16 protein-coding genes and 1 tRNA gene are annotated in these 21,419 nt (G+C 43.6%); 5 read left to right on the top strand and 12 right to left on the bottom strand.

Annotation, left to right across the window (positions count from 1 at the left end):
* Nucleotides 1-15: 15 nt before the first annotated feature.
* Complete coding sequence (locus tag I6E86_RS12355) at nt 16-570, bottom strand: carboxymuconolactone decarboxylase family protein (RefSeq protein ID WP_197177712.1); 555 nt, start codon at nt 568-570, stop codon at nt 16-18.
* A 652-nt stretch (nt 571-1,222) separates the two neighbouring features.
* Here I6E86_RS12355 and I6E86_RS12360 point away from each other — a divergent pair.
* Complete coding sequence (locus I6E86_RS12360; protein WP_197177713.1) at nt 1,223-1,903, top strand: glutathione S-transferase family protein; 681 nt, start codon at nt 1,223-1,225, stop codon at nt 1,901-1,903.
* A 134-nt stretch (nt 1,904-2,037) separates the two neighbouring features.
* Nucleotides 2,038-2,622, top strand: coding sequence for a TetR/AcrR family transcriptional regulator (locus I6E86_RS12365; RefSeq protein ID WP_197177714.1), 585 nt, complete (start codon nt 2,038-2,040; stop codon nt 2,620-2,622).
* Nucleotides 2,623-2,790: 168 nt separating this feature from the next.
* Here the strand turns inward: I6E86_RS12365 and I6E86_RS12370 are convergent, their stop codons facing one another.
* From I6E86_RS12370 to I6E86_RS12380, 3 genes are all read right to left on the bottom strand, one after another.
* Nucleotides 2,791-3,702 carry a haloalkane dehalogenase gene (locus I6E86_RS12370; RefSeq protein ID WP_197177715.1) on the bottom strand — a complete coding sequence of 304 codons (912 nt, stop codon included), beginning with the start codon at nt 3,700-3,702 and terminating at the stop codon, nt 2,791-2,793.
* 402 nt (nt 3,703-4,104) lie between these two features.
* Nucleotides 4,105-4,806 (bottom strand): DUF1003 domain-containing protein, encoded by a 702-nt coding sequence (locus tag I6E86_RS12375; protein ID WP_197177716.1) that lies wholly within the window; start codon nt 4,804-4,806, stop codon nt 4,105-4,107.
* 34 nt (nt 4,807-4,840) lie between these two features.
* Complete coding sequence (locus tag I6E86_RS12380; RefSeq protein ID WP_197177717.1) at nt 4,841-5,536, bottom strand: VIT family protein; 696 nt, start codon at nt 5,534-5,536, stop codon at nt 4,841-4,843.
* A gap of 858 nt (nt 5,537-6,394) precedes the next feature.
* Here I6E86_RS12380 and I6E86_RS12385 point away from each other — a divergent pair.
* Entirely contained in the window at nt 6,395-8,077 is a 1,683-nt protein-coding gene (locus I6E86_RS12385; RefSeq protein WP_010199744.1) for an NAD-dependent malic enzyme, read from the top strand.
* A 159-nt stretch (nt 8,078-8,236) separates the two neighbouring features.
* On the opposite strand, the gene I6E86_RS12390 is transcribed toward I6E86_RS12385, so the two are convergent.
* The 7 genes from I6E86_RS12390 to I6E86_RS12420 all read right to left on the bottom strand — a co-directional run bounded on the left by I6E86_RS12390 (nt 8,237) and on the right by I6E86_RS12420 (nt 17,580).
* Nucleotides 8,237-8,313: transfer RNA gene (locus I6E86_RS12390), tRNA-Ile, on the bottom strand.
* A gap of 94 nt (nt 8,314-8,407) precedes the next feature.
* The gene (locus I6E86_RS12395; protein WP_197177718.1) at nt 8,408-9,220 is read right to left on the bottom strand and encodes a pteridine reductase; all 813 of its coding nucleotides are present in this window, start codon (nt 9,218-9,220) and stop codon (nt 8,408-8,410) included.
* A 31-nt stretch (nt 9,221-9,251) separates the two neighbouring features.
* Nucleotides 9,252-10,439 (bottom strand): tRNA nucleotidyltransferase, encoded by a 1,188-nt coding sequence (locus I6E86_RS12400; RefSeq protein WP_197177719.1) that lies wholly within the window; start codon nt 10,437-10,439, stop codon nt 9,252-9,254.
* A 315-nt stretch (nt 10,440-10,754) separates the two neighbouring features.
* Nucleotides 10,755-13,076 (bottom strand): NADP-dependent malic enzyme, encoded by a 2,322-nt coding sequence (locus I6E86_RS12405; RefSeq protein WP_197177720.1) that lies wholly within the window; start codon nt 13,074-13,076, stop codon nt 10,755-10,757.
* 333 nt (nt 13,077-13,409) lie between these two features.
* A complete protein-coding gene (locus tag I6E86_RS12410) occupies nt 13,410-14,876 on the bottom strand; it encodes a protein adenylyltransferase SelO (protein ID WP_197177721.1) in 1,467 nt (488 codons plus the stop codon).
* A 324-nt stretch (nt 14,877-15,200) separates the two neighbouring features.
* The gene (locus I6E86_RS12415; protein WP_194364516.1) at nt 15,201-16,379 is read right to left on the bottom strand and encodes an acyl-CoA desaturase; all 1,179 of its coding nucleotides are present in this window, start codon (nt 16,377-16,379) and stop codon (nt 15,201-15,203) included.
* Nucleotides 16,380-16,851: 472 nt separating this feature from the next.
* Nucleotides 16,852-17,580, bottom strand: a complete 729-nt coding sequence (locus tag I6E86_RS12420; protein WP_197177722.1) for a glycerophosphodiester phosphodiesterase — start codon at nt 17,578-17,580, stop codon at nt 16,852-16,854.
* Between the two features lie 342 nt (nt 17,581-17,922).
* Between I6E86_RS12420 and I6E86_RS12425 the strand changes: the two genes are divergently transcribed.
* Nucleotides 17,923-18,873, top strand: a complete 951-nt coding sequence (locus tag I6E86_RS12425) for a hypothetical protein (RefSeq protein ID WP_197177723.1) — start codon at nt 17,923-17,925, stop codon at nt 18,871-18,873.
* A 140-nt stretch (nt 18,874-19,013) separates the two neighbouring features.
* On the opposite strand, the gene I6E86_RS12430 is transcribed toward I6E86_RS12425, so the two are convergent.
* Entirely contained in the window at nt 19,014-19,610 is a 597-nt protein-coding gene (locus tag I6E86_RS12430) for a cob(I)yrinic acid a,c-diamide adenosyltransferase (protein ID WP_197177724.1), read from the bottom strand.
* A gap of 207 nt (nt 19,611-19,817) precedes the next feature.
* Here I6E86_RS12430 and cysS point away from each other — a divergent pair, with 207 nt between their 5' ends.
* Nucleotides 19,818-21,278, top strand: coding sequence for a cysteine--tRNA ligase (gene cysS, locus I6E86_RS12435; protein WP_197177725.1), 1,461 nt, complete (start codon nt 19,818-19,820; stop codon nt 21,276-21,278).
* Nucleotides 21,279-21,419 lie beyond the last annotated feature (141 nt).

Here is a 21,419-nt window from a genome sequence, read left to right on the forward strand (position 1 = left end):
AAACGGCTAAATAGATTAGTCAGCTTTGTGCCATTCGAATTTTTGGAATGGTTTGTCGATTGGGGTATTGGCCAGATGGTTTGTGTAGTTACTCATGACTTTTTGAGCAGCCCCTAGGATAATTTCTAGAATCTGACGTTTGGTGTAGCCAGCATCCAAGAACGCTTGCACTGCGCTATCATCAACGTTACCACGACCACGAACCACAGAAAGTGTGAAATCGCGAAGGGCTTCTAGGCGTGCTGTTGGTAGTGGTGTCTCATCACGTAGTGCATCAGTGATAGCGTCATCTACTTTCATGCTTTTGGCAATACCAGTATGGGCAGGAACACAGTAATGGCAAGCATGTTCAACGTTGATGGTTTGCCATACGACAGTGGTTTCTTCATCGTCAAAGCTGCTGTTTAAAAACAATTCATGCAGACGTTGATAGCCTTCTAGCAAACCTGGCGCTTCAGCCATGACTGCATGTAGGTTTGGCACCATACCAAAAGCGTTGATAGATACGTCAAGTAGTGCTTTGCTTTCTTGTGGGGCGCTGTCTTTATCGTGAAGGGTAAAGTCGGTCATAATATTATTCCTAATAATAGGTGTAAGATTTGGTTTGTTTTAGAGTTTTCATGCCAGCTTTAAAGCAGTTGCCGATTTCAATTTAGTAATTGGCTTGAGTGATTACTCAAAATCAGCGACTTTTTTGCTTAGTAAGCGAGTCAATAGAGATTACTATAAAGTATATTGAGCAATCGCTCAATAATTATTTGAGTAATCATTTAATTAAATTGTAATGGTATGATTACATTTCCTTGGGTTATTGAATTTATCTATTTAATATCAGTATCTTAATCACGTAACACTGTGTAATTAGCGATGAGAATATTTAGTGGGCATGTGCAAGCATTGGTGTTTTTTACCTTTGATTGTTGGTGTAAGAGCTATATGGATTATAAGAACATCTCTATAAATACGGCATGAGTGACTGAAGCAGTATTGTATTTGTGCCACCAATACATAACAGTACTTGAACGAGTGTTCATTTATAGCTATAGTACTTATCAGACAATAAAGAAAGTATTTATCTAAAAGTCATGATCTATAAGTCGCTATCTATCAGCAGCTACTTAGAAGGACTGATCCTGAATTATTTATGATGTATATTTTCTTATGGTCTCTCTACAACCTTTACAGGCAACAGATTACTCTGTACACACAATAGGATAAAATCATGCTTAAGTTTTATTTTCACCAAACCCCAAACCCAATGAAAGTAGCACTGTTTCTTGAAGAGACTGGGCTGCCTTATGAGCTTGTGGCAGTAGACACGCTAAAAGGGGAGCAGCATACGCCTGAGTACCGTGCTATTAACCCAAACGCCAAAACACCAGCCCTAGAAGATGATGGCAAGCGTGTGTTTGACTCTACCGCTATCTTAATGTACTTGTCTGAAAAGACAGGATTGCTGGCAGGACAGCCAGAAGATCGTAGCGAGATGCTGTCATGGCTGCTGTTTGTCGCATCGGGTTTGGGTCCTTTTTCTGGTCAATCAGTTCACTTTCAACACAAAGCACCTGAGAAAATCCCTTATGCCATCAACCGCTATTTGCGTGAAGCACAGCGTCACTATGAAGTGCTAGACGCACATTTGGAAGGCCGTGAGTATATGGTCGGCGATAGCTATTCGATCGTTGATATCTCTACTTGGGGCTGGGTTGATAAGGCGGCGTTTGTGCTAGGTGAGGGCGGCTTGGATAATTACCCAAATCTAAAGCGCTGGTTTGCCAGCATTGATGCGCGTCCTGCTGTACAAAAAGCCCGTGATATCCCTAAAGGTATCGACTTCAAGACAGACTTCGATGACGTAGCAGCACGCGCGCTGTATCCGCAAAATTTTGACAAAAATAGCTAATCACAGCAAAAAGGCTAAATAAGTCTTACAATGTAAAAAGTGATTAAAACCAGTGATTAGGGCATGCCCTAAGGTTGATTCTACAAACTTTGCCTTAACATAGATGTTAAGGCAAAGATATTAAGGTGAAAATTATGAGTGCTCCGATAAAGTTCAATCGCGATGAAGTGATCGAAAAAGCAAAAAATCTCTACTGGGAAAAAGGCTATCACGCAACCTCAATGCGCAATTTGCAAGACGTGGTAAACATGCATCCAGGTAGTATTTATGCCGCTTTCGGTAGTAAAGACAAGTTATTTAAAGAATCGCTCAATCGTTACGCTGTTGAAGGTGCCAAGCGTTTGGCGGACTGTGTGGCGCAAAAAGACACGGTACTGGACGGCTTAAAGCATTTTATTCATACAGTGATTGTCTGTAATAGAGCCACTGCGCCAAGCGGTATGTGCATGATTGTAAAAACAGTCGCCGAGCTTACGCAAAATGACAGTCCAGAATTGTTGGCTCATGCCACAAGCATCCTAGAAGGTATTGAAGCATCATTTGCCACGCTGTTTGCACAAGCTGTCGACAGCGGTGAGATTGGCAAAGACAAAGACCCGATCGAGTTGGCACGTTATCTTCAGATTCAAATCATCGGTCTACGTACTTATGCCCAAGTAACGAGTGATCAGCAGGCAGTAGAAAGATATATTGACGGTATTTTTAAGAACATGTTGTAAGAAATTTACTAATATATCGACCACAAATTTGCTTTTCTCATCAATATAATTCTTTCTCTTACAAAAGTAGTTATATGCCTCATAAAAAACCGCACGCTAAACAGCGTGCGGTTTTTTGATGCTATGTTTAACCTATTAATATATCAAGACAGTGATGAATAAGATGTATTAAGCTGGATTATCTTCGATAAATTTCAGCAACAGCTCAGCCAACTTTTCGCCTTGGTCTTCTTGCAGAAAATGACCGCCGTTGACAATGGTCGTATGGTTTTGACCTTTGGTACCCGGAATGAGCTTTTGCATGATCCGATCACCGCCACCTGTCACTGGGTCAGAATCACTAAACAGTGTGATAAAAGGCTTTGTCCACTTGCTCAGCTCAACCCAAGCGGCACGGTTGTTTGCTGAAGCGGGATCATCTGGTGTAGTAGGCACAAGCAACGGAAACTGTCTGGCGCCTTCTTTATAAGACTCATCAGGGAATGGCGCATCGTAAGCATCCAGTACGGCTTGTGACAGCGTCGTTGTGGTACCACTTTTGATAGTCGCTCCTGCATTGAATTGAGGCGTGTCTTGCGAGAACTGCTGCCATTTACGAAACCCTTCGCCAGGATCATGATCACCAGTAGGGAGCATGGTATTACCAGCCGCTACCCGAGCAAACTTGTCAGGATGTGCTGCGACTAGGCGCAAACCAATTAAGCCGCCCCAATCCTGACAAAACAACGTGATGTTTTCTAAATTTAATTGATCGAGCACCGATTGCATCCAGTCGACATGGCGCTGATACGTATAGTCAGTACGAGAGGCGGGCTTGTCTGAGCGTCCAAAACCAGGAAGGTCTGGTACAATCACACGGTGTCCTGCTGCTGTTAATATCGGAATGACTTTGCGATACAGATAAGACCAAGAAGGCTCACCGTGTAATAGCAAGATAGGGTCAGCATCACGTGGACCTTCATCGAGGTAATGCACCCGCAGCTCACCGCCTTCAGTATCATCGACCATCAGATAGTTCGGTTCAAAATCGTAATCTTGCAAGTTAGCAAAACACGAATCAGGTGTCCTAAGTGCTTTCATATATCGTCCTTGAGTGGGATAAATAACGGTGCGTTCTCGCACGGATGTCAAAAATTGGTTGAAGAATGGATGCTGGTACGCTCATGTTTGTAGGTACACAGCACTGACAGAGTAGCGATTAGGATATAAAAAGCTATTTGTATAGTATGCCAGTCACTGCCTATCAGATACCATCAATGAAGACTATAGCGTATTAACCTTGGCCACTGCAAACCATTAGCATGTGGACGGCCTATTCTTTGGTTTTAGGGATGTACGTTTTGCTTCAGTTATTTTTAATCGTCTGGATATTGTGCGACGTCTTTAAGATTAGTGCTCTTGCCAAGTCATCGTTAAACATTGAAGCTTTTACTTACTTGACATGGATTCAGCGTTATCTCAAATAGTAGGGTGCGCATTATCCTAATCTTTTTTGCCCATCTCAGATAATAAATCGAGTTGTATTTCTTGTATTTCAGCCAGCCTTTCCCATTGATGAATCAAAAGGTGATCCAATTTTTCATGTAAATGCTGAATTTCGAGTTCGGCTTTGAGGTTAATTTGATAATCATTTTCTGAGCGCAATCTATCTTTTGATTCTTGTCTATTTTGGCTCATCATAATGACCGGCGCCTGAATAGCCGCAATACACGATAGTATTAGATTTAACAGAATAAAGGGATAAGGATCAGCTGGACGTGTCACCATAACCATCGTATTAAAAGTAATCCAAACCGTTATAAAAACAGCAAAGCAAATGAGAAAAGACCAACTACCACCAAACGTTGCAATTTTATCTGCCAATCGTTCACCCAAAGTCCAGTTTTGATCTAGCGTGCTGTCAGTATTTTTGGTGATTAAATCATGCTCTTGCATGCTTTTGATCAATTCGTACTCAAGATCAGTCACTTCTCCTTTCTCAGATTTTAATAACGAGTGGACATATTGCATGCGATATTTGCTTAAATCTGTCTGACAAATATAGTTGTTTGATGAGCATTCTGGAAAGTCATGTGAAATCTCTGCCATAACCACTTTTCGTACGGTGCCTATAGGTATAAGGCTGTCTATCGGATAGTTTAGTTTGCATATAATACATTGATGCAACTCATTGTTTTCGCTCATAGCTACACTCTTTATCATAATTATCAATATATGTTTATGCCACGCCAAATAAGTGTCCGATCAACGATGTGGCTAGCATGGCAAGCACACCCCAAACTACGACTCGAGTAGTAGCAGGAATAATAGGCGCGCCGCCCAAGCGTGCTGACACTATACCTAGTAATATCAATCCCAATAAAGTTATAGACGCTAACGACCAGACTAGTGATTGCGCTGGCAATATCAAAATACCAAGAATAGGTAGTATAGCGCCTGCGATGAATGACAAGCCTGACGCAATTGAGGCATGAATCGGCTTTGCTTGGCTAAGATCGGTCAAACCTATCTCATCACGAGCATGAGCCTCAAGCGCATCGTGCTCAGTTAAGGCGATGGCAACTTGATGTGCTAGGGCATGATCAAGTCCACGAGCCTCATAAATTTTCGTCAGCTCAAGCATCTCTCGTTCAGCATTATGAGTCAGCTCGTAAAGCTCTTTCTCTAAATCAGCCTTTTCAGTATCCGCTTGTGAGGACACTGAAATATACTCGCCAGCAGCCATCGATAGCGCACCTGCGGTTAGTGCTGCCATCCCTGTCAGTAATAACGTCTGACTGCTTGGGTTTGCCGCTGCAACACCAACCAATAAACTGGCAGTTGAGATCAGTCCATCATTTGCACCCAGTACCGCTGCGCGCAGCCAATGATTACGATTACTTAGGTGCACCTCATCATGAATAGAGTGATTCATAAATACCCTTAAATATTAATATATGGATTTCAGCATTATTCAAATTCTTTAACACACATTCTGCATACAGAGGTCTAAGAGAATACTGAACCGCCCCGACTTTATCGGAGGCTGATTAACGTGAGGCAAGCAGCAACGCCTGACAGGGTTAAATGATCATCATAGCGCTTTTCAAACTCAAAAGGTGACACATAAACAACCGTACTATGTAGACGAGTCTTATTGAAGCAGTCTACCCATTCAAGAACTGCAACATCGTTAACGCTATTGCAGTTCTCTTTTAAGTAATGAATTACTTCAGTCTAATAAAGGTCATTGACCATTTTAGTCAATGCATTGAAGCAATAATGCCAGAGTCAGTCATACTAGAAGGGTAGCGAATGGACAGATACTGACCATCTCTATCGCTATGGTAAATCACATCTTTGAGGTTGTTTCTGTCTGTTATCGCTTGATTTAATCGATGTGTGATTTACTTGATTGCTTCAAGAATTGTCATAACTCCAGTATAATAGGGTGCTGCGGTGACAAGCGTGCTTTGACAGGCTTTATTTTGCCAATGAGATGATGCTTCAGTCGCTACTTCTGGCTACCGAAGATTTGTACTTAAGTGCGCATTATTGGTTGCTGTCTTGTTGATTGATTCGACTTTGAATTTCGTATTAGCGCTCTGTACTTTCTTGCTCGTGATACACTTGCTGTCAAGTGGTGGGTTGATCAATCCATTGTACTGCCACGATTGTTTTAGCATCGCTCAATCAACTTGAATAATGACTGTGAGTTCGATGAAATAGTCAAACCATTCAAATCATTAAATTTTATTCATATACCTTCAATAATTAATAAGAAGATTTTATTATGCAAACCAAACGTCCGTTATATATCCCTTTTGCTGGACCAGCATTGTTAGAAACCCCTTTATTAAATAAGGGCAGTGCTTTTTCATCAGAAGAACGTGATAGCTTTAATTTAACGGGTTTATTGCCTCATAATATTGAGACGATTGAAGAGCAGTCATTACGTGCTTATCATCAACTTCGCTCATTCACTAATGATATGGATAAGCATATTTACTTGCGTAACATCCAAGATACCAATGAGACCTTATTTCATCATCTGATTGAACAGCATATCGAAGAGGTCATGCCGCTCATATACACACCAACGGTTGGGCAAGCGTGTGAAAAATTCTCTCAGATTTATCGCCGCAAACGTGGTTTGTTTGTCTCGTATCCTGAGCGTCACAAAATCGATGACATGCTGCAAAATGCCACCAAACAAAACGTGAAAGTAATCGTTGTCACCGATGGTGAACGTATATTAGGCCTAGGCGACCAAGGCATTGGCGGTATGGGTATTCCCATTGGTAAATTGTCGTTATATACGGCTTGTGGTGGTATCAGCCCCGCTTATTGCCTACCAATTTTGTTAGATGTCGGCACCAACAACCAACAGTTGCTTGACGATCCTATGTACATGGGTTGGAGAAATCCACGCATCTCGGGTGATGAATATAATGAGTTTGTAGATTTGTTTATTCAAGCCGTTAAGCGCCGCTGGCCTGAGGCATTATTACAATTTGAAGATTTTGCCCAAGAGAATGCGACACCATTATTGAATAAATATCGTGACCAATTATGCTGCTTTAATGATGATATTCAGGGCACTGCTGCTGTTTCAGTCGGTACCTTGATTGCCGCGTGCTTGAATAAAGGTCAAAAGCTTAGCCAACAGAATATCGCGTTTTTAGGCGCAGGATCTGCTGGTTGCGGTATTGCTGAGCATATTATTCGCCAAATGCAGCGTGAAGGGTTGACTGAAGAGCAAGCTCGCAGCCAAGTCTTTATGGTTGATCGTTATGGCTTGCTTACTGATGGCATGACAGAGCTACAAAAATTCCAAGAGCCGTTAGTGCAAAAAGAATCCGCTATTGCAAGCTGGGATAGAAGTAAGAAACTTGGTTTAGCGCAAGTGGTTAAACAAGCAAAAATAACCGTATTATTCGGCGTCAGTGGACAAAAAGGTCTATTCACCCAAGAAGTGATCGAAACGCTATGTGCTAATACGGAACATCCGATTGTATTACCGCTGTCAAACCCAACGTCTCGTGTGGAAGCAACGCCGCAAGAAGTGACTAATTGGAGCAAAGGTAAGGCAATTATTGCAACTGGTAGCCCCTTTCCTCATACCACTTATGAGGGTCAGACTTTTGAGGTGTCGCAGTGTAATAACAGCTATATTTTCCCCGGTATTGGTTTGGGTGTTTTAGCAGCACGTGCGACGGGCATTAGCGATAATATGTTGATGGCGGCAAGCCAAGCACTTGCAGATATATCTATGGAACACGAAAAAGCACCAGGTGCCATCTTACCGCCAATTAGAGTTATTAGAGAGATCAGTGAAAAAATAGCCTATGCAGTCGCACAACAAGCGATTGAAGATAAATTGGCACTACCTGTCACTGCAGAGAATTTAGAGCGTCAATTAAAAGCCAATTTTTGGTTACCGACATACCGTAATTATCGCCGTACCTCTTTCTAATTTTATAAAGTACACACAAAAAGCCAAATGTTACCGTTAGAGGTAGCATTTGGCTTTTTTATTATAGGGTGTCATGAATATATTATATCGTTCAAAACCCATAAAAAAAGGCTTGCCGCATCGCTGCGAACAAGCCTGATTTTTTTTGCACTATAAATTTGGTGGGCCCAGTAGGACTTGAACCTACGACCAAAGGATTATGAGTCCTCTGCTCTAACCAACTGAGCTATGGGCCCTAACGCTAGACGGACAATGATACCTTATTTTTTGAATTTTTCAAGCAAAAAATGGGCCATTATCAAGATATTTTTTATAAAATGCTATTTTTTATCAAACCTGACCACCAGCCAATGTCAGGCTGCGACCCCCATCAACAGTAATCATTTCACCAGTGACATAATTGGCTTGCACCAAATACAGCACAGAATGAGCAATATCATTAGGTGTACCGACGCGCTGCATAGGAATAGAGGCGATGATATTTTGCTGCTGCGCCTCAGCAATCGCTTGATCGCTATTAGCATCAGGAAGAATATTCACCCCTGGTGCGACGCCATTTACACGTACATCTGGTGCCATCTCTAATGCTAACGACTGTACCATCATACGGTGAGCCGCTTTTGCCATATTATAGACAGCATAATTGCTAAAGGGTCTGTCTTGCGCATGAATATCTAATAAGCTGACAATACAACCTCGTTGCTGTTTAAGATAGGGTAGTAGTGCTTGGCTCAACAGTAAAGGCGCTTTGGCATTGGTCAACATCAGCTCGTCCCACTGTGCATGGGTAATTTGACCAAGCGGGCTGGGATAAAATCGCGATGCATTGTGTATCAGTACATCGAGCTGGCCAAAGGCGTCCATAATATTTTGAACAAACAGATCCAAGGCGCTGTCGTCATTGACGATACTTAAGTCAGCAACAACGATTAAAGCACTATTAGCACGACATGCATTGAGTTGGTCAGCCAAGATAGTAGCGTCCTCTATGCTACGGTGACAATGGATAATGACGCGGTAACCTTTGCTATGAGCAGCTGTAATGATAGCGGCACCAATACGTTTGGCACTCCCTGTGACAAGCATGACGGGTGCACTAGCGTCAGTACGCTCTGATGAACACCCATTTAAATCTTGGCTCATGATGACATTCCTACCTACTTTTTAAGCTTTTTTAATATAAGTGCTGCGCTTGCAAATGCTCAATTCTAGATTGGCGCAGCGCTGCACCAATCGCTGGGCCGCGCAGATCTGGCTCAATATCAGCCATATTAACTGCATGAAAACTGTTTAGCGCTATCATCATTTGATGGTGTTGTAAGGCCAGTTGTAATACATGACTACACACGAGTAATTGAGACAATTTATCAGGCTCTTTATGAGCCCCGCAAGTTTGTATCAGGTCGATTTTTTCAGCAGCGCTCAGGCTATTTATCTTGCTGAGATTTTCGGCTTGTTTTACAAACAAATTGGCAAATTGGGTGTGTGCTTTTGGTACCTTGGTCATGTTGCCTATATCGTTGATGCCTTTTATATTGGCTGCTTTGTTCGCGTTTTTGTTTATAGGCTCTGAGGTAAATAGAGATGGATTAAGGCTACTCATTAGCAGTGCCCAACGCTGTGACAAGTTCAATTTCATTTGCCCTGCGAAATATAGCGCAGTATGTACGGTCTCTCGTATTGAAGTATCAGCCCAAGCCTGATGCAATGGTGCAAAATACTCTGTCAGTGCATCGATTTCGAACAGCTGCTGCCAGTAGACTTGGGGCGATAATTGCATAGTCGCACGGCTGGACTCTTGCCAAATGCGTTCGCTACTGAGATGTGTCAGCTCACCTGAATCGACCAGTTGGCGCATTAGCGTCAAGGTATCCTCTGCGATACTGAACCCTAAATCATAGTAACGACTATAGAAACGAGCTGTTCGGAGCACGCGTAATGGGTCTTCGCTAAATGCACTTGATACATGGCGCAAAGTTTTGCTTTCTAAATCAACCAGTCCACCATAATAGTCAATGACGTCACCATTGATAGGGGTGTCATCATTTAGGCTAGTGACTTCTATTGCCATGGCATTGATGGTCAAGTCACGGCGTTGTAAGTCGTCTTCTAAACTCACATCAGGGCTGGCATGTATGCTAAAGCCTTTGTAGCCTGAGCCTTGCTTGCGTTCTGTGCGAGCTAGGGCATATTCTTCGTGACTGGTCGGGTGCAAAAACACCGGAAAATCGGCACCGACTTGATGAAACCCTGCTTCAAGCATCTGTGCCACGGTAGCACCAACGACGACGAAATCTTTATCTTTGATCGGACGTCTCAGGAGTCGATCACGTACCGCACCACCCACAAGGTAAATCTGCATAAAAGCCTCTGTTTGTTTAGCCAAATATTGCTGTACTTATCACCGCTATGCTTATCAACGTATCATTAGCTGAATTTTTATATAGTCAAAGAAATCTAAAATTACTACAAGGCAGCCGACTGCAGATTGTATAAGTAGTACATCTAGAGAGGCTAACACCGTAGCAGTTTAGTAGTTTTCTAACTATACATCAAAAAAAACAGCCAATGCTTTATAGGTCGCATTGACTGTTTTTAGTATAGCAGACGGGCTTTGTGAATAGATAACAGCACCCGTCTTAATCACGCATTCTTATTGAATGCGAGGTTTCACTGACTACTGGGCTTCGCTTTCGAAATCTTGAGCTTCAGTCACAGTAAGTGCAGTCATGTTGACGATACCACGGGCAGTTGCTGATGGCGTCAAAATATGTACTGGCTTGCTAGTACCTAACAGGATAGGACCAATAGAGGCACTACCAGTGGCTGTCTTCAACAAGTTGAAAGCGATGTTTGATGAATCAAGCGTTGGCAAAATAAGCAAGTTCGCTGCGCCTTTTAATGGGCTTGATGGCATATCGTTTAAACGGATATGTTCATTCAAAGCGGCATCACCTTGCATCTCGCCGTCAAACTCAAAGTCTACATTCATATCAGTCAGTAGCTGATGTACTTTGCGCATTTTAATCGCACTGGTACGGTTTGAGGCGCCAAAGTTTGAATGAGAAACGAGCGCGACGCGTGGCGTGATACCGAAGCGGCGTAACTGATCCGCAGCCAATACAGTCATTTCAGCCAACTGCTCAGCGGTTGGGTCTTCGTGGATATAAGTATCCGCGATAAAGATATTGCGATCTTGCATCAACACGGCATTCATCGCATAAAAGTCATTAACGCCTGCTTTTTTGCCAATGACGCTTTGTACGTATTCTAAGTGCAATTGATAATGGCTGAACGTACCACATACCATGCCATCAGCATCGCCGTTATCGACCAGTAATGAACCGATCAACGTGGTCTTGCGACGAACATCACGGCGCGCAAGCTCAATGCTGACGCCGCGGCGCTTGTTCTTCTCGTAATAGCCCTGCCAGTAGTCTTTATAACGAGGATCGTCGTCTTGGTTAACGATCGTAATGTTCACACCGTCTTTTAAACGTAAGCCCAGTTTTTCGATATTGGCTTCAATCACAGCAGGACGACCAACCAAGATAGGTTTCGCTAGCTTCTCGTCAACGACCACTTGCACTGCTAGCAAGATGTTGTTGTCTTCACCTTCACAGTAGACGATGCGTTTTGGATCAGATTTGGCACGAGCAAAGATTGGCTTCATCACAAATGCTGAGTTGTAAACGAACTCAGACAGACGTTGACGATACGCCTGCATATCATCAATAGGCAAGGTTGCAACGCCTGAATCCATTGCTGCTTTAGCCACTGCTGAGGCAATCTCGATGATTAGGTTTGGCTCTAGAGGACCAGGAATCAAGTACTCGCGACCAAAGCTCTGCATTTTTTCAATGTTACGAACACTAGCAGTTGGTGTTGCTTCAACATGAGCCATGGCAGCGATTGCTTTTACGCAAGCCACTTTCATCTCTTCGTTGACAGTTGTTGCACCAACATCCAATGCACCGCGGAAGATGTACGGGAAGCACAAGGCGTTGTTTACTTGGTTTGGATAATCTGAGCGACCAGTTGCCATGATCACATCTGGACGTACAGCATGTGCCAATTCTGGCATGATTTCAGGCGTTGGATTGGCCAGTGCAAAGACGATAGGGTCTTTTGCCATCCGGCGAACCATGTCTTCAGACAATGTGCCAGGCATAGATAAGCCTAGGAACATATCGACGTCATCCATCACTTCGTTGATGGTCGTTGCTGTTGTCTCACGAGCATAGCGCTGTTTGGTTTCATCAAGGTTTTCACGGCTGGTACTGATGATACCGCGAGAGTCTGAAACAATGATGTTGTCCTTATTCACACCAAGGGCGCAAATAATATCTAAACAAGAAATAGCAGCGGCGCCAGCACCTGAACAGACCACTTTAATATCTTCGATTTTTTTGCCAGTAATCAATAGCGCGTTTAGCATCGCTGCAGCAACGATGATTGACGTACCATGTTGGTCATCATGGAACACAGGGATGTTCATACGTGCGCGAAGTTCACGCTCGATTTTGAAACATTCTGGTGCTTTGATGTCTTCTAAGTTGATACCACCGAAAGTTGGCTCAAGAGAGGCAACTGCTTCGATGAATTTATCAGGATCGTTTTGGGCGATTTCAATATCAAATACATCGATACCTGCAAACTTTTTGAATAGTACGCCTTTACCTTCCATGACAGGTTTTGATGCCAATGGGCCAATGTTACCCAAACCCAGTACCGCAGTACCGTTAGTGATGACGCCGACCAAGTTACTACGTGCCGTATATTTGGCTGCCAATGTTGGGTCTCTTTCAATTTCGAGACAAGGCACAGCAACACCTGGAGAGTAGGCGAGTGCTAGATCACGTTGGTTAGCAAGCTGTTTGGTCGGTGTGACTGAGATTTTACCTGGACGTGGGAACTCATGGTAATGCAGGGCAGCTTGTTCAAACTGCTCTTGTGCGGTACTAAGCTTATCCGTATTCGAATTGGTATCGTCATTCATAATAATTGCCATGGTTGGAATAAATTAAATGGTGATAAAAATAATGACTCGCCCTTAAACATTATTAAATGATAATAATCAAAGGGTAAGGTAACATTGGGTGTTAATGACCAAAAACATCACGATGGGTTAGGGATTGGGTCAAAAAACAGGCTAGAAAAGACAGTTATTCTAGCACTATTGGCAAATCACTGCCTAGTCAGCAGCAGTGATTTGTAAGAATAATATAATGAAATGATATTCATTATTTATCTGATTAATAATGCCAAAGAATAAGGGTAAATATCAACCTTAATTTGAATATATTTCAAAATGTTACAGAATATAGAGAAGTTAAGACGAGCAGCTAATAGGCATTTGCGCAACATCAGGTGCAGGCGCGGCACTATCAAGCTCAGTAGCAATATCTTGAACAGTATAAGGATGAGATAGCAAACGGAACACCCGATCCACTTCTTCAAACTGACCTTGTTCTGCAGCAGTGATAGCACGCTGCGCCATGCTATTACGCAAGACATAAACAGGATTGCTGGTTTGCATGGATAAGATAGCTTCCTCGCGGGGTTGCTGCTCAATCTGTGCCAAATAACGGGTTGACCACTCTTGCCAGACTAGGCTTGCCTCTGTATTTAATTCAGTGGTCAGGACAGACAGTAGTTTTTTCTCATAAGGATGGTCATCTGGCGCGACTAGGCCGAGTAGGGCGCGAAAGCTATTGGTATAGTCGAGCACGTTATCTTCTAACAAAGTCAACCATTCAAAAGCTAGACGCAAACTTTCAGATTCGTGCGGCAAGCCAAGTTTGCGGCACAGTCCTTGTTGATAGTGCTGCATAAAGGTCGCTTCATAAGGCGCCAAGCACTCAGCGAGGGTCTCACGAGTGACACCTGGTAGGCGCATGAAATGCGGTAGCCAAACGTTAAGGTTCCAGTGACCGATAGCAGGCTGGTTTTGGTAAGCATAGCGCCCAGTATGATCAGAGTGGTTATTGATCCAAGCAGGATTAAAGCGCTCCATAAAGCCAAAAGGCCCGAAGTCCAACGTACTACCTGTAATCGACAAGTTATCCGTATTCATAACCCCATGCGCGAAACCAATCAGTTGCCAGTCGGCAATCATCCGCGCAGTGTGCTCAACCACTGAGGTTAAAAATGCCAATACTGGCGTCTCACTATCACGGCACTCTGGATAATAAGTATCGATCATATAGTCGGTAAACTCACCCAATACGTCAGGCGCAAAGCTGGCAATCCACTCAACATGACCCAAGCGAATGTGACTGTCAGCCACGCGCATTAGCGCTGCACCTGCCTCAATACGCTCACGGCGTACCCTCGTATCAGAGACCACAAAGCCCAATGCGTTAGAGGAGGCGATGCCAAGCTGCGTCAATGCATGACCACATAAATACTCACGAATGGTACTACGCAATACTGCCCGTCCATCTCCCATCCGCGAGTAAGGCGTCAGGCCAGCACCCTTAAGATGCAAATCTTTTGGTTGATTGTCTTGATCGAGTACTTGTGCCATGAGCAAGCCGCGCCCATCACCCAATTGTCCTGCCCACTGTCCAAATTGATGACCTGCATACGCCATTGCCAGTGGTTTAAAGTCAGCTGGCACGTATTGACCAGCCAAAATCTCAACCCAGTTGGACATCAGATCGTCATCATCTGACCAGCCTAATTGCTGTGCAACGTATGTATTGAAATGACCAGCGCGTGGGTTGTCTAGTGACGTGGGTGGCTGCTCATGATAAAGGCGTGTGTCTAGGTTGACATAGGTATTTTTATAACGCATACAGGCCGTGTCCATTAATATATAAGAGAGAGTGTTCACTATAACATAGCTCTCATCATCCATCATTTCGCTCTGTCCATCTCTTGTAATATCCAGTCAAAAAATAGTCGCTATCAGGACGATATTAGGCCTATGTTAGTCTCAAAATAGAATAATAAAATGCATCCTGATGATACATTTATGACCATATATTTTTTATGAAAAAAGCGACTTACAACAGCATATGCTATAAATAACGCAAAAAAATCCCCTCTATCTCTAAAGATAAAGGGGAGGAGAAACGTTACGATTAAGACGATGATTCAATATGAATCAGGGAATGACTTAAGCAGCTTTTTGATTTGCGCCGATAGAACGGAACGCTGTCTTAAGATTACTATTATGCTCAAGGATTTTTTCTTCAATCTTTGCATAATCATGCTTTAGCTTGTCATCAACTTCATGCAAGCGATCTGCATACTCAGTCTTTTTCAGCTCGATAGTTTTCGCTTTAAGCGCTTGCCATTCTTCAACCGTTTGCATGAAGGCATCATATTCAAACTTGATACGATCTTGAAAGCTTTTCATCGCATGAGGCAAGTCAATGCCGCCAACTGTTGCTGTATCAATTTGCTGCTGTGCTGCTTTGAACTGCATTTGCACTTCAGCATGCTTGATGGTGGTGTCATCAACAGTACGCAGCTCACTGGTCAAACCAATTTTTGATAGACCTGCGATCAACCATTTGGTTGGATCATACTGCCACCATTTTACGCCATTACGATAATCGTATTGGAAGAAGTGATGGTAATTATGGTAACCCTCACCCCATGTAAATATGGCTAAGAAGAAGTTATCACGGGCTGTATTAGTGTCCGTATAAGGACGGCTACCAAACATGTGGCATAGCGAGTTGATAAAGAACGTAAAGTGATGCGTCAATACCAAACGTAGCAAACCAGCTATAACCAGTGTACCCCAGACATCACCCAGTAACCAACCAATAGCAGCGACCATACCAACGTTCAAGGCAACGACCCATAGACCGTAGTACTTATGCTGAATCTGTAATGTTCTGTCTTTGGTCAAGTCAGGAATATTTTTGTAGTCAAACTTGCCGCTAGGGTAGTTGCGTAGCATCCAACCAATATGGCTGAACCAAAAGCCGCGTTTTGCTGAATATGGATCATCTAAACGGTCATCCACATGACGATGATGAGTACGGTGACCTGATACCCAATCAAACGCTGAACCCTGTACCGCTAAAGTAGAACCCAGCAATAGAAAGTTTTTGACAATTGGATGCGCTTTATAAGCACGATGTGCCAATAGGCGATGGTAACCGGTTGTGATACTCATGCCAGTCCATACCATAAAGGCACCAAACACGCCCCACACAGGTGCACTCACGTCATGAGTGAACAGATACCATGGCGTAATAATCGCGGCAGCAATAGGCGTCGCAACCAAAATAGTCGCTGGAATCCAGTTAATCGGTGCTTTTGTAAACTCAAACTCACGCATATCAATGCTTTGCTCTTTTGTGAGAGCATCAGTTTGCTCAGGAGCGTTGGCATAGTTGCGTTTTGCTATAGGTTGCTCATCAAAAGCAGCTTGCGCCTTTTTTTCATCAAAACGGGTTTTGAAACGCGTTACTTGATTATTGGCAGTTTTTATCAACGCATCGCCAGATTTGATAGCGAAACGTACGCCTTTAAGCGGCAAGCCAAGTGCTTTTTTTGCAATCATATAATATCCTTAACGGTATTAATTTAAGTCCCCATAGTACCTGAAAAACTGTATAAAGTGAACACTTATACACTATAAAAATATTGCTAAATAACAATAACTTGTATGAATTATAGACTGTATTGGTCAAAATAATGGCTGACTTATCAGGCATGACGTGAATATGTAAGTAACATGATAGATATGTAGGGGACTTGAAGGACGCTCAGTCAAATTACTGAGCGACATTAAAACATCTATCAGTCGTTTAAGGCAACAATAAGGGCGTTGGAAAATCAGTGATAATAACATCTGTTTTCCATTTAATAAGCTGATCTATAGTAGCGATATCATTGACTGTCCAAGCGCTTACCGGTAAGTCATATCGATGACTGTGCTCAATCACTGATTGGCTCAACAGTGGATAATGAATGCCCAATTGAATACAGCCAAGTTGCAAAGCTGTATTTGTCGCTCTCGCTAAGGCTTCTGGCGTACGAATCAGCAAGCCTCGTGGTATGCGAGACAGTAGTTTGTGGCGTTGTAGTCGAATATGCAGCTCTGTATCAAAGCTGGTCAACACCACAGGCAAGCTGGCAATAGGTGTATTGATGACCTCGCGAGCCAGTGCCTCGATTAACACTGCATAGTTGGTGCGATCATGCGTTTTAATCTCGAGCTCAATTACCTTAAACCCTGCCAGCAAGGGCACGATACTCGCTAGAGTCATGATGGGTTGTCCAAACTGCAAACGGCATTGCACCTCATTTAGACACAGCTGATCGATACGTGACTGCTGACCGCACATCCGCTCTAAATTATCATCATGAAAAACGATCAGATGACCATCAGCATTCAGCTGTACGTCGAACTCAACGCCTGCCAAACCCTTCAATTTTAGGTTTTGAGAGTGCTCAAAGCCTGAAAAGGTGTTCTCTAAGGCTTCCCCGCGTGCACCGCGATGCCCCAATAACTGCGTGTCTCTAAAATTTATCATATCAAATGACTATCGATCGGTTTTGTACGTCATCATATAGGGTCATATTCTCAGCGTCTAATGAAATTTGTGACACTAATACTCAGATTTGAGTGTCATTTTCCAAAAAAATATTTTTCGATGTTTGTTATGTTTTTGCAACAAAACCACTGTTTTTCATAGAATGAGGGACGCTATTTGTACATCCATGAGCTACACTAATGACCATTTCATCCAAACACCGTATAATAGTATGGTTTTCAAATTCGTCGTGTAAAGCGCTTGTGATGCTAAGCGACAGTTGAATGTCAAACACTGTCAGTCAGTGACGGTACGAATCAGAACATCGGGAGTAGAGTAAGTATGAGCGTAGCAAATATAAGTTTAAGCAAGTGGCATAAAGTTGCTGGAATCGGGTTGGTATGTAGTTTGGTGCTTGCAGGCTGTAATCGCTCAGATAAAGAAGAGTCTACTGAGGCAGCAGAGCTGACAGAGCAGGACGCTGCAGAGTCTGAAACCGCTGTTGCTCCTGCCGTTAGCTGTGATGACCCAATGGTACAAGATCGCTTAAAGGCAGCACTACGAAACACCCTGAATCAACAAGCACAGTCATCGGCTGCCAACTATGCCAATGAGGCAGAGATCAGTCTAGACAGTGGCACTATTACCGAAAAAACCAATGGTATCGTCATTGATGTGCAGAATGCAGCTATCTTACAGCAAGCCAATGACAACGGCATGACCACTTGTCAAGCAAGTGTCAGTATGACGCTGCCAAGCGAAGATCTGTATCAAGCCAGCCAAGTACAAGCGGCTAATAATCAGCCAAGCTTACAGTCACGTTTGGCACAAGATAACATCCGTATCAATAACAATATGCTCGTTGATGATGCCTTTACTTATGTCGTTGGTACTCAGGGCGGTCAAGTACGTACACGTATTGCTGGACAGCCAGCTCTGATGACAGTTGTGGCAGATGTGGTGGCCGGTTCTGTACTCAAAGGTGCAATGGATGCACAGCGTGCACAACGCGCCGCTGAGCGTCCTGCGCCTACGCAAAATAATAGAACCCAACCAGCACCAGTTCGCCAGCCTAAGATAGTCACGCCAACTGAGCCGACGCCTCCTGCTCAGCCTGCAACGCCACCGACTATTAACAAACCGACCAGTAGTCAAAGCAGCTCAGCAGACAATAGCCAAGCGGCTACCAGTACTGAGCCTAAAAAACCAGCAACGCCTGCTGTCCCTAAGATGGTGCCAAAAGATGACAGCATCGATATGGTGATTATTGAAGATGACAGCGCTACTTATTAATTTTTATCCCCTTAGTAGCATTTAATTATTGGCTAGTAACCTTAATCACTATGCTAAATAACAAAAATCCCGCAACAAGCAATGTCGCGGGATTTTTTATGCGTTTAAGAGTATCAATAGCCGCTATCTAGTCTTTGTCATTAGCCGTTTTTAGCGAATGACTGCAATGCTTGACTGTCCCACAACACCTCAGAGACTTGTTCGGGATCAGTACAAAAGCGCGCGGCGACAAACAACCAATCAGATAAACGGTTGATAAAGCTTACCGCAGTCAGGCGAATGGCGTCTGGACGTTGCTGCTGCAATAGTACAGCTTGGCGCTCAGCACGGCGACAGACACTACGTGCGACATGCAGCTGACTCACCAATACTGACCCTGTTGGTAGAATAAAGTCTTTTAGCGGTGGCAGGGTGGTATTCATTGCATCAATTTGCTGCTCTACCCATTCAATATGAGTGGCATTCACGCCTTCGTATTCTGGCATCGCAAGTTCACCGCCTATATTGAACAATAAGTGCTGAATGATAACTAAGGCTTCAGAAAACTCCTTTTCGATAGATTGCCCTTTATTTCTTTTTAGTTGCGCCCGTACTAGACCAATGTGTGAGTTGAGCTCATCGATATCACCCATGACGTTGAATAGATTGTCCGCTTTGCTGACGCGGCTACCATCAGCCATACCAGTGCTGCCATCATCTCCAGTACGCGTATATATTTTGCTCAAGCGATTGCCCATGTCTATATCCTTAACGGTTTTTACCATTGAATGGTGTTAGTTGCGTGCTCATTGTAGTATTTTACAGCGCTTTTCGCTAAGATAATGGGTTACGTTTTATGATGATTATCACAGTTGTCCCTCTCGATGATTGATTGAGTGCTGCTCATATCATTACTTTCGTTTATCTATTTTTATTTTATCTATTGTTAAAAAGGCTTTTTTACTATGACCACACCACTTGCCGATGCGATGTCTCAGCTTGCCATTCATGACTCACTCACTGGTGGCAAACGTCAGTTTGTACCACTCAAAGCAGGACAAGTCAGTATGTATGTGTGCGGTATGACCGTTTATGATTATTGTCATATTGGGCATGCACGTGTGATGGTTGGGTTCGATATGGCAGTACGCTGGCTGACGCAGTTGGGCTATAACGTCAATTACGTTCGTAATATCACCGATATCGATGACAAGATTATTGCGCGTGCTTCTGAAAATGGCGAAGAGATTGGTACGTTGACGCAGCGTTTTATTGAAGCCATGCACGCAGACGCGACCGCCCTTGGCTGCGAGATGCCAAATGCTGAGCCGCGCGCGACCGATCATATCGATGATATGCAAGATATGATTGAGACGCTAGTCACCGGCGACTATGCCTATGCAGGCGACAATGGCGATGTCTATTATGCGGTCGACAGTTTTGCTGATTATGGCAAATTATCCAAGCGTAATCTTGATGAGATGCAGGCAGGCTCGCGCGTCGATGTCGAAAACGACAAACGTAATCCATTCGACTTTGTACTATGGAAAGCGGCAAAGCCTGATGAGCCGCAGTGGGCATCACCATGGGGACAAGGTCGTCCAGGCTGGCATATTGAATGCTCTGCCATGTCAACCAAGTGCCTAGGCAGTACGTTTGATATTCATGGCGGTGGTCATGACTTGCAGTTCCCGCATCATGAGAATGAGATTGCCCAGTCAGAGGCAGCAACGGGCTGTGAGTATGCCCGTAATTGGATGCATGTCGGCTTTATCAATGTCGATGGTGAGAAGATGTCTAAATCGCTAGGTAACTTTTTTACCATTCGCGACGTGATGGCAAAATACCTGCCAGAAACGGTACGTTTTTTCTTATTATCGAGTCACTATCGTAGCCAAGTCAATTTCTCTGATAGCGCATTGGATGAAGCACACAATGGCCTAAGCAGACTATATAACGTTCTAAAATTGGCTGAACAGCTAAAGGGTGAGACGCTAATAATCGACGAAGCGCTGACTACTGAAGCCTATAGTAGTGCAGCTGGGCAAGATTTTATCAAAGCAATGAATGATGACTTTAATAGCTCAACCGCGATCAGTGTCTTGTTTGGGCTGGCACGAGATATTACTAAAGCCATCAAAGCTGAAGAAATAGATACCGCATGGCAGTCGGCACAGCAACTAAAGGCATTGGCGCAAGTGCTCAATATCTTGCAGCAGCCTGTGAATCAGTTTTTGCAAGCCGTGATTGGGGAACAGGCAGAAGACGGTTTGAGTGATGCGGCCATTGATGGACTAATCACCCAGCGTGCAGAAGCTAAAGCTAACAAAAACTTTGCGCGTGCTGATGAGGTGCGTGAGCAGCTAAAAGAAGCTGGGATTGAGCTTGAAGACAGTCGTGCTGGTACGACATGGCGCCGCGCCTAAAACATGGCTGACTGAAAAAGGCAATCATTGACGGTGATTGATATCGTTTTGTCTAAAGTGCTATTTCTAACGTTTCTTCCTTAAATGCGCAAATGTGAGTGATAAAATATATATGCGCTTTACCTTTATCTTAATGAATCA

The organism is Psychrobacter sp. SWN149, assembly GCF_015864565.1.
Classification (GTDB): domain Bacteria; phylum Pseudomonadota; class Gammaproteobacteria; order Pseudomonadales; family Moraxellaceae; genus Psychrobacter.

What these genes read in the sequence shown, in the direction of transcription:
- I6E86_RS12415 (WP_194364516.1), bottom strand. Translation starts at nt 16,379, where the DNA reads ATGCGTGAGTTTGAGTTTACAAAAGCACCGATTAACTGGATTCCAGCG.
- I6E86_RS12355 (WP_197177712.1), bottom strand. Translation starts at nt 570, where the DNA reads ATGACCGACTTTACCCTTCACGATAAAGACAGCGCCCCACAAGAAAGC.
- I6E86_RS12395 (WP_197177718.1), bottom strand. Translation starts at nt 9,220, where the DNA reads ATGAGCCAAGATTTAAATGGGTGTTCATCAGAGCGTACTGACGCTAGT.
- I6E86_RS12360 (WP_197177713.1), top strand. Translation starts at nt 1,223, where the DNA reads ATGCTTAAGTTTTATTTTCACCAAACCCCAAACCCAATGAAAGTAGCA.
- cysS (WP_197177725.1), top strand. Translation starts at nt 19,818, where the DNA reads ATGACCACACCACTTGCCGATGCGATGTCTCAGCTTGCCATTCATGAC.
- I6E86_RS12430 (WP_197177724.1), bottom strand. Translation starts at nt 19,610, where the DNA reads ATGGGCAATCGCTTGAGCAAAATATATACGCGTACTGGAGATGATGGC.
- I6E86_RS12380 (WP_197177717.1), bottom strand. Translation starts at nt 5,536, where the DNA reads ATGAATCACTCTATTCATGATGAGGTGCACCTAAGTAATCGTAATCAT.
- I6E86_RS12405 (WP_197177720.1), bottom strand. Translation starts at nt 13,076, where the DNA reads ATGAATGACGATACCAATTCGAATACGGATAAGCTTAGTACCGCACAA.
- I6E86_RS12370 (WP_197177715.1), bottom strand. Translation starts at nt 3,702, where the DNA reads ATGAAAGCACTTAGGACACCTGATTCGTGTTTTGCTAACTTGCAAGAT.
- I6E86_RS12365 (WP_197177714.1), top strand. Translation starts at nt 2,038, where the DNA reads ATGAGTGCTCCGATAAAGTTCAATCGCGATGAAGTGATCGAAAAAGCA.
- I6E86_RS12385 (WP_010199744.1), top strand. Translation starts at nt 6,395, where the DNA reads ATGCAAACCAAACGTCCGTTATATATCCCTTTTGCTGGACCAGCATTG.
- I6E86_RS12400 (WP_197177719.1), bottom strand. Translation starts at nt 10,439, where the DNA reads ATGCAGATTTACCTTGTGGGTGGTGCGGTACGTGATCGACTCCTGAGA.
- I6E86_RS12420 (WP_197177722.1), bottom strand. Translation starts at nt 17,580, where the DNA reads ATGATAAATTTTAGAGACACGCAGTTATTGGGGCATCGCGGTGCACGC.
- I6E86_RS12410 (WP_197177721.1), bottom strand. Translation starts at nt 14,876, where the DNA reads ATGCGTTATAAAAATACCTATGTCAACCTAGACACACGCCTTTATCAT.
- I6E86_RS12375 (WP_197177716.1), bottom strand. Translation starts at nt 4,806, where the DNA reads ATGAGCGAAAACAATGAGTTGCATCAATGTATTATATGCAAACTAAAC.
- I6E86_RS12425 (WP_197177723.1), top strand. Translation starts at nt 17,923, where the DNA reads ATGAGCGTAGCAAATATAAGTTTAAGCAAGTGGCATAAAGTTGCTGGA.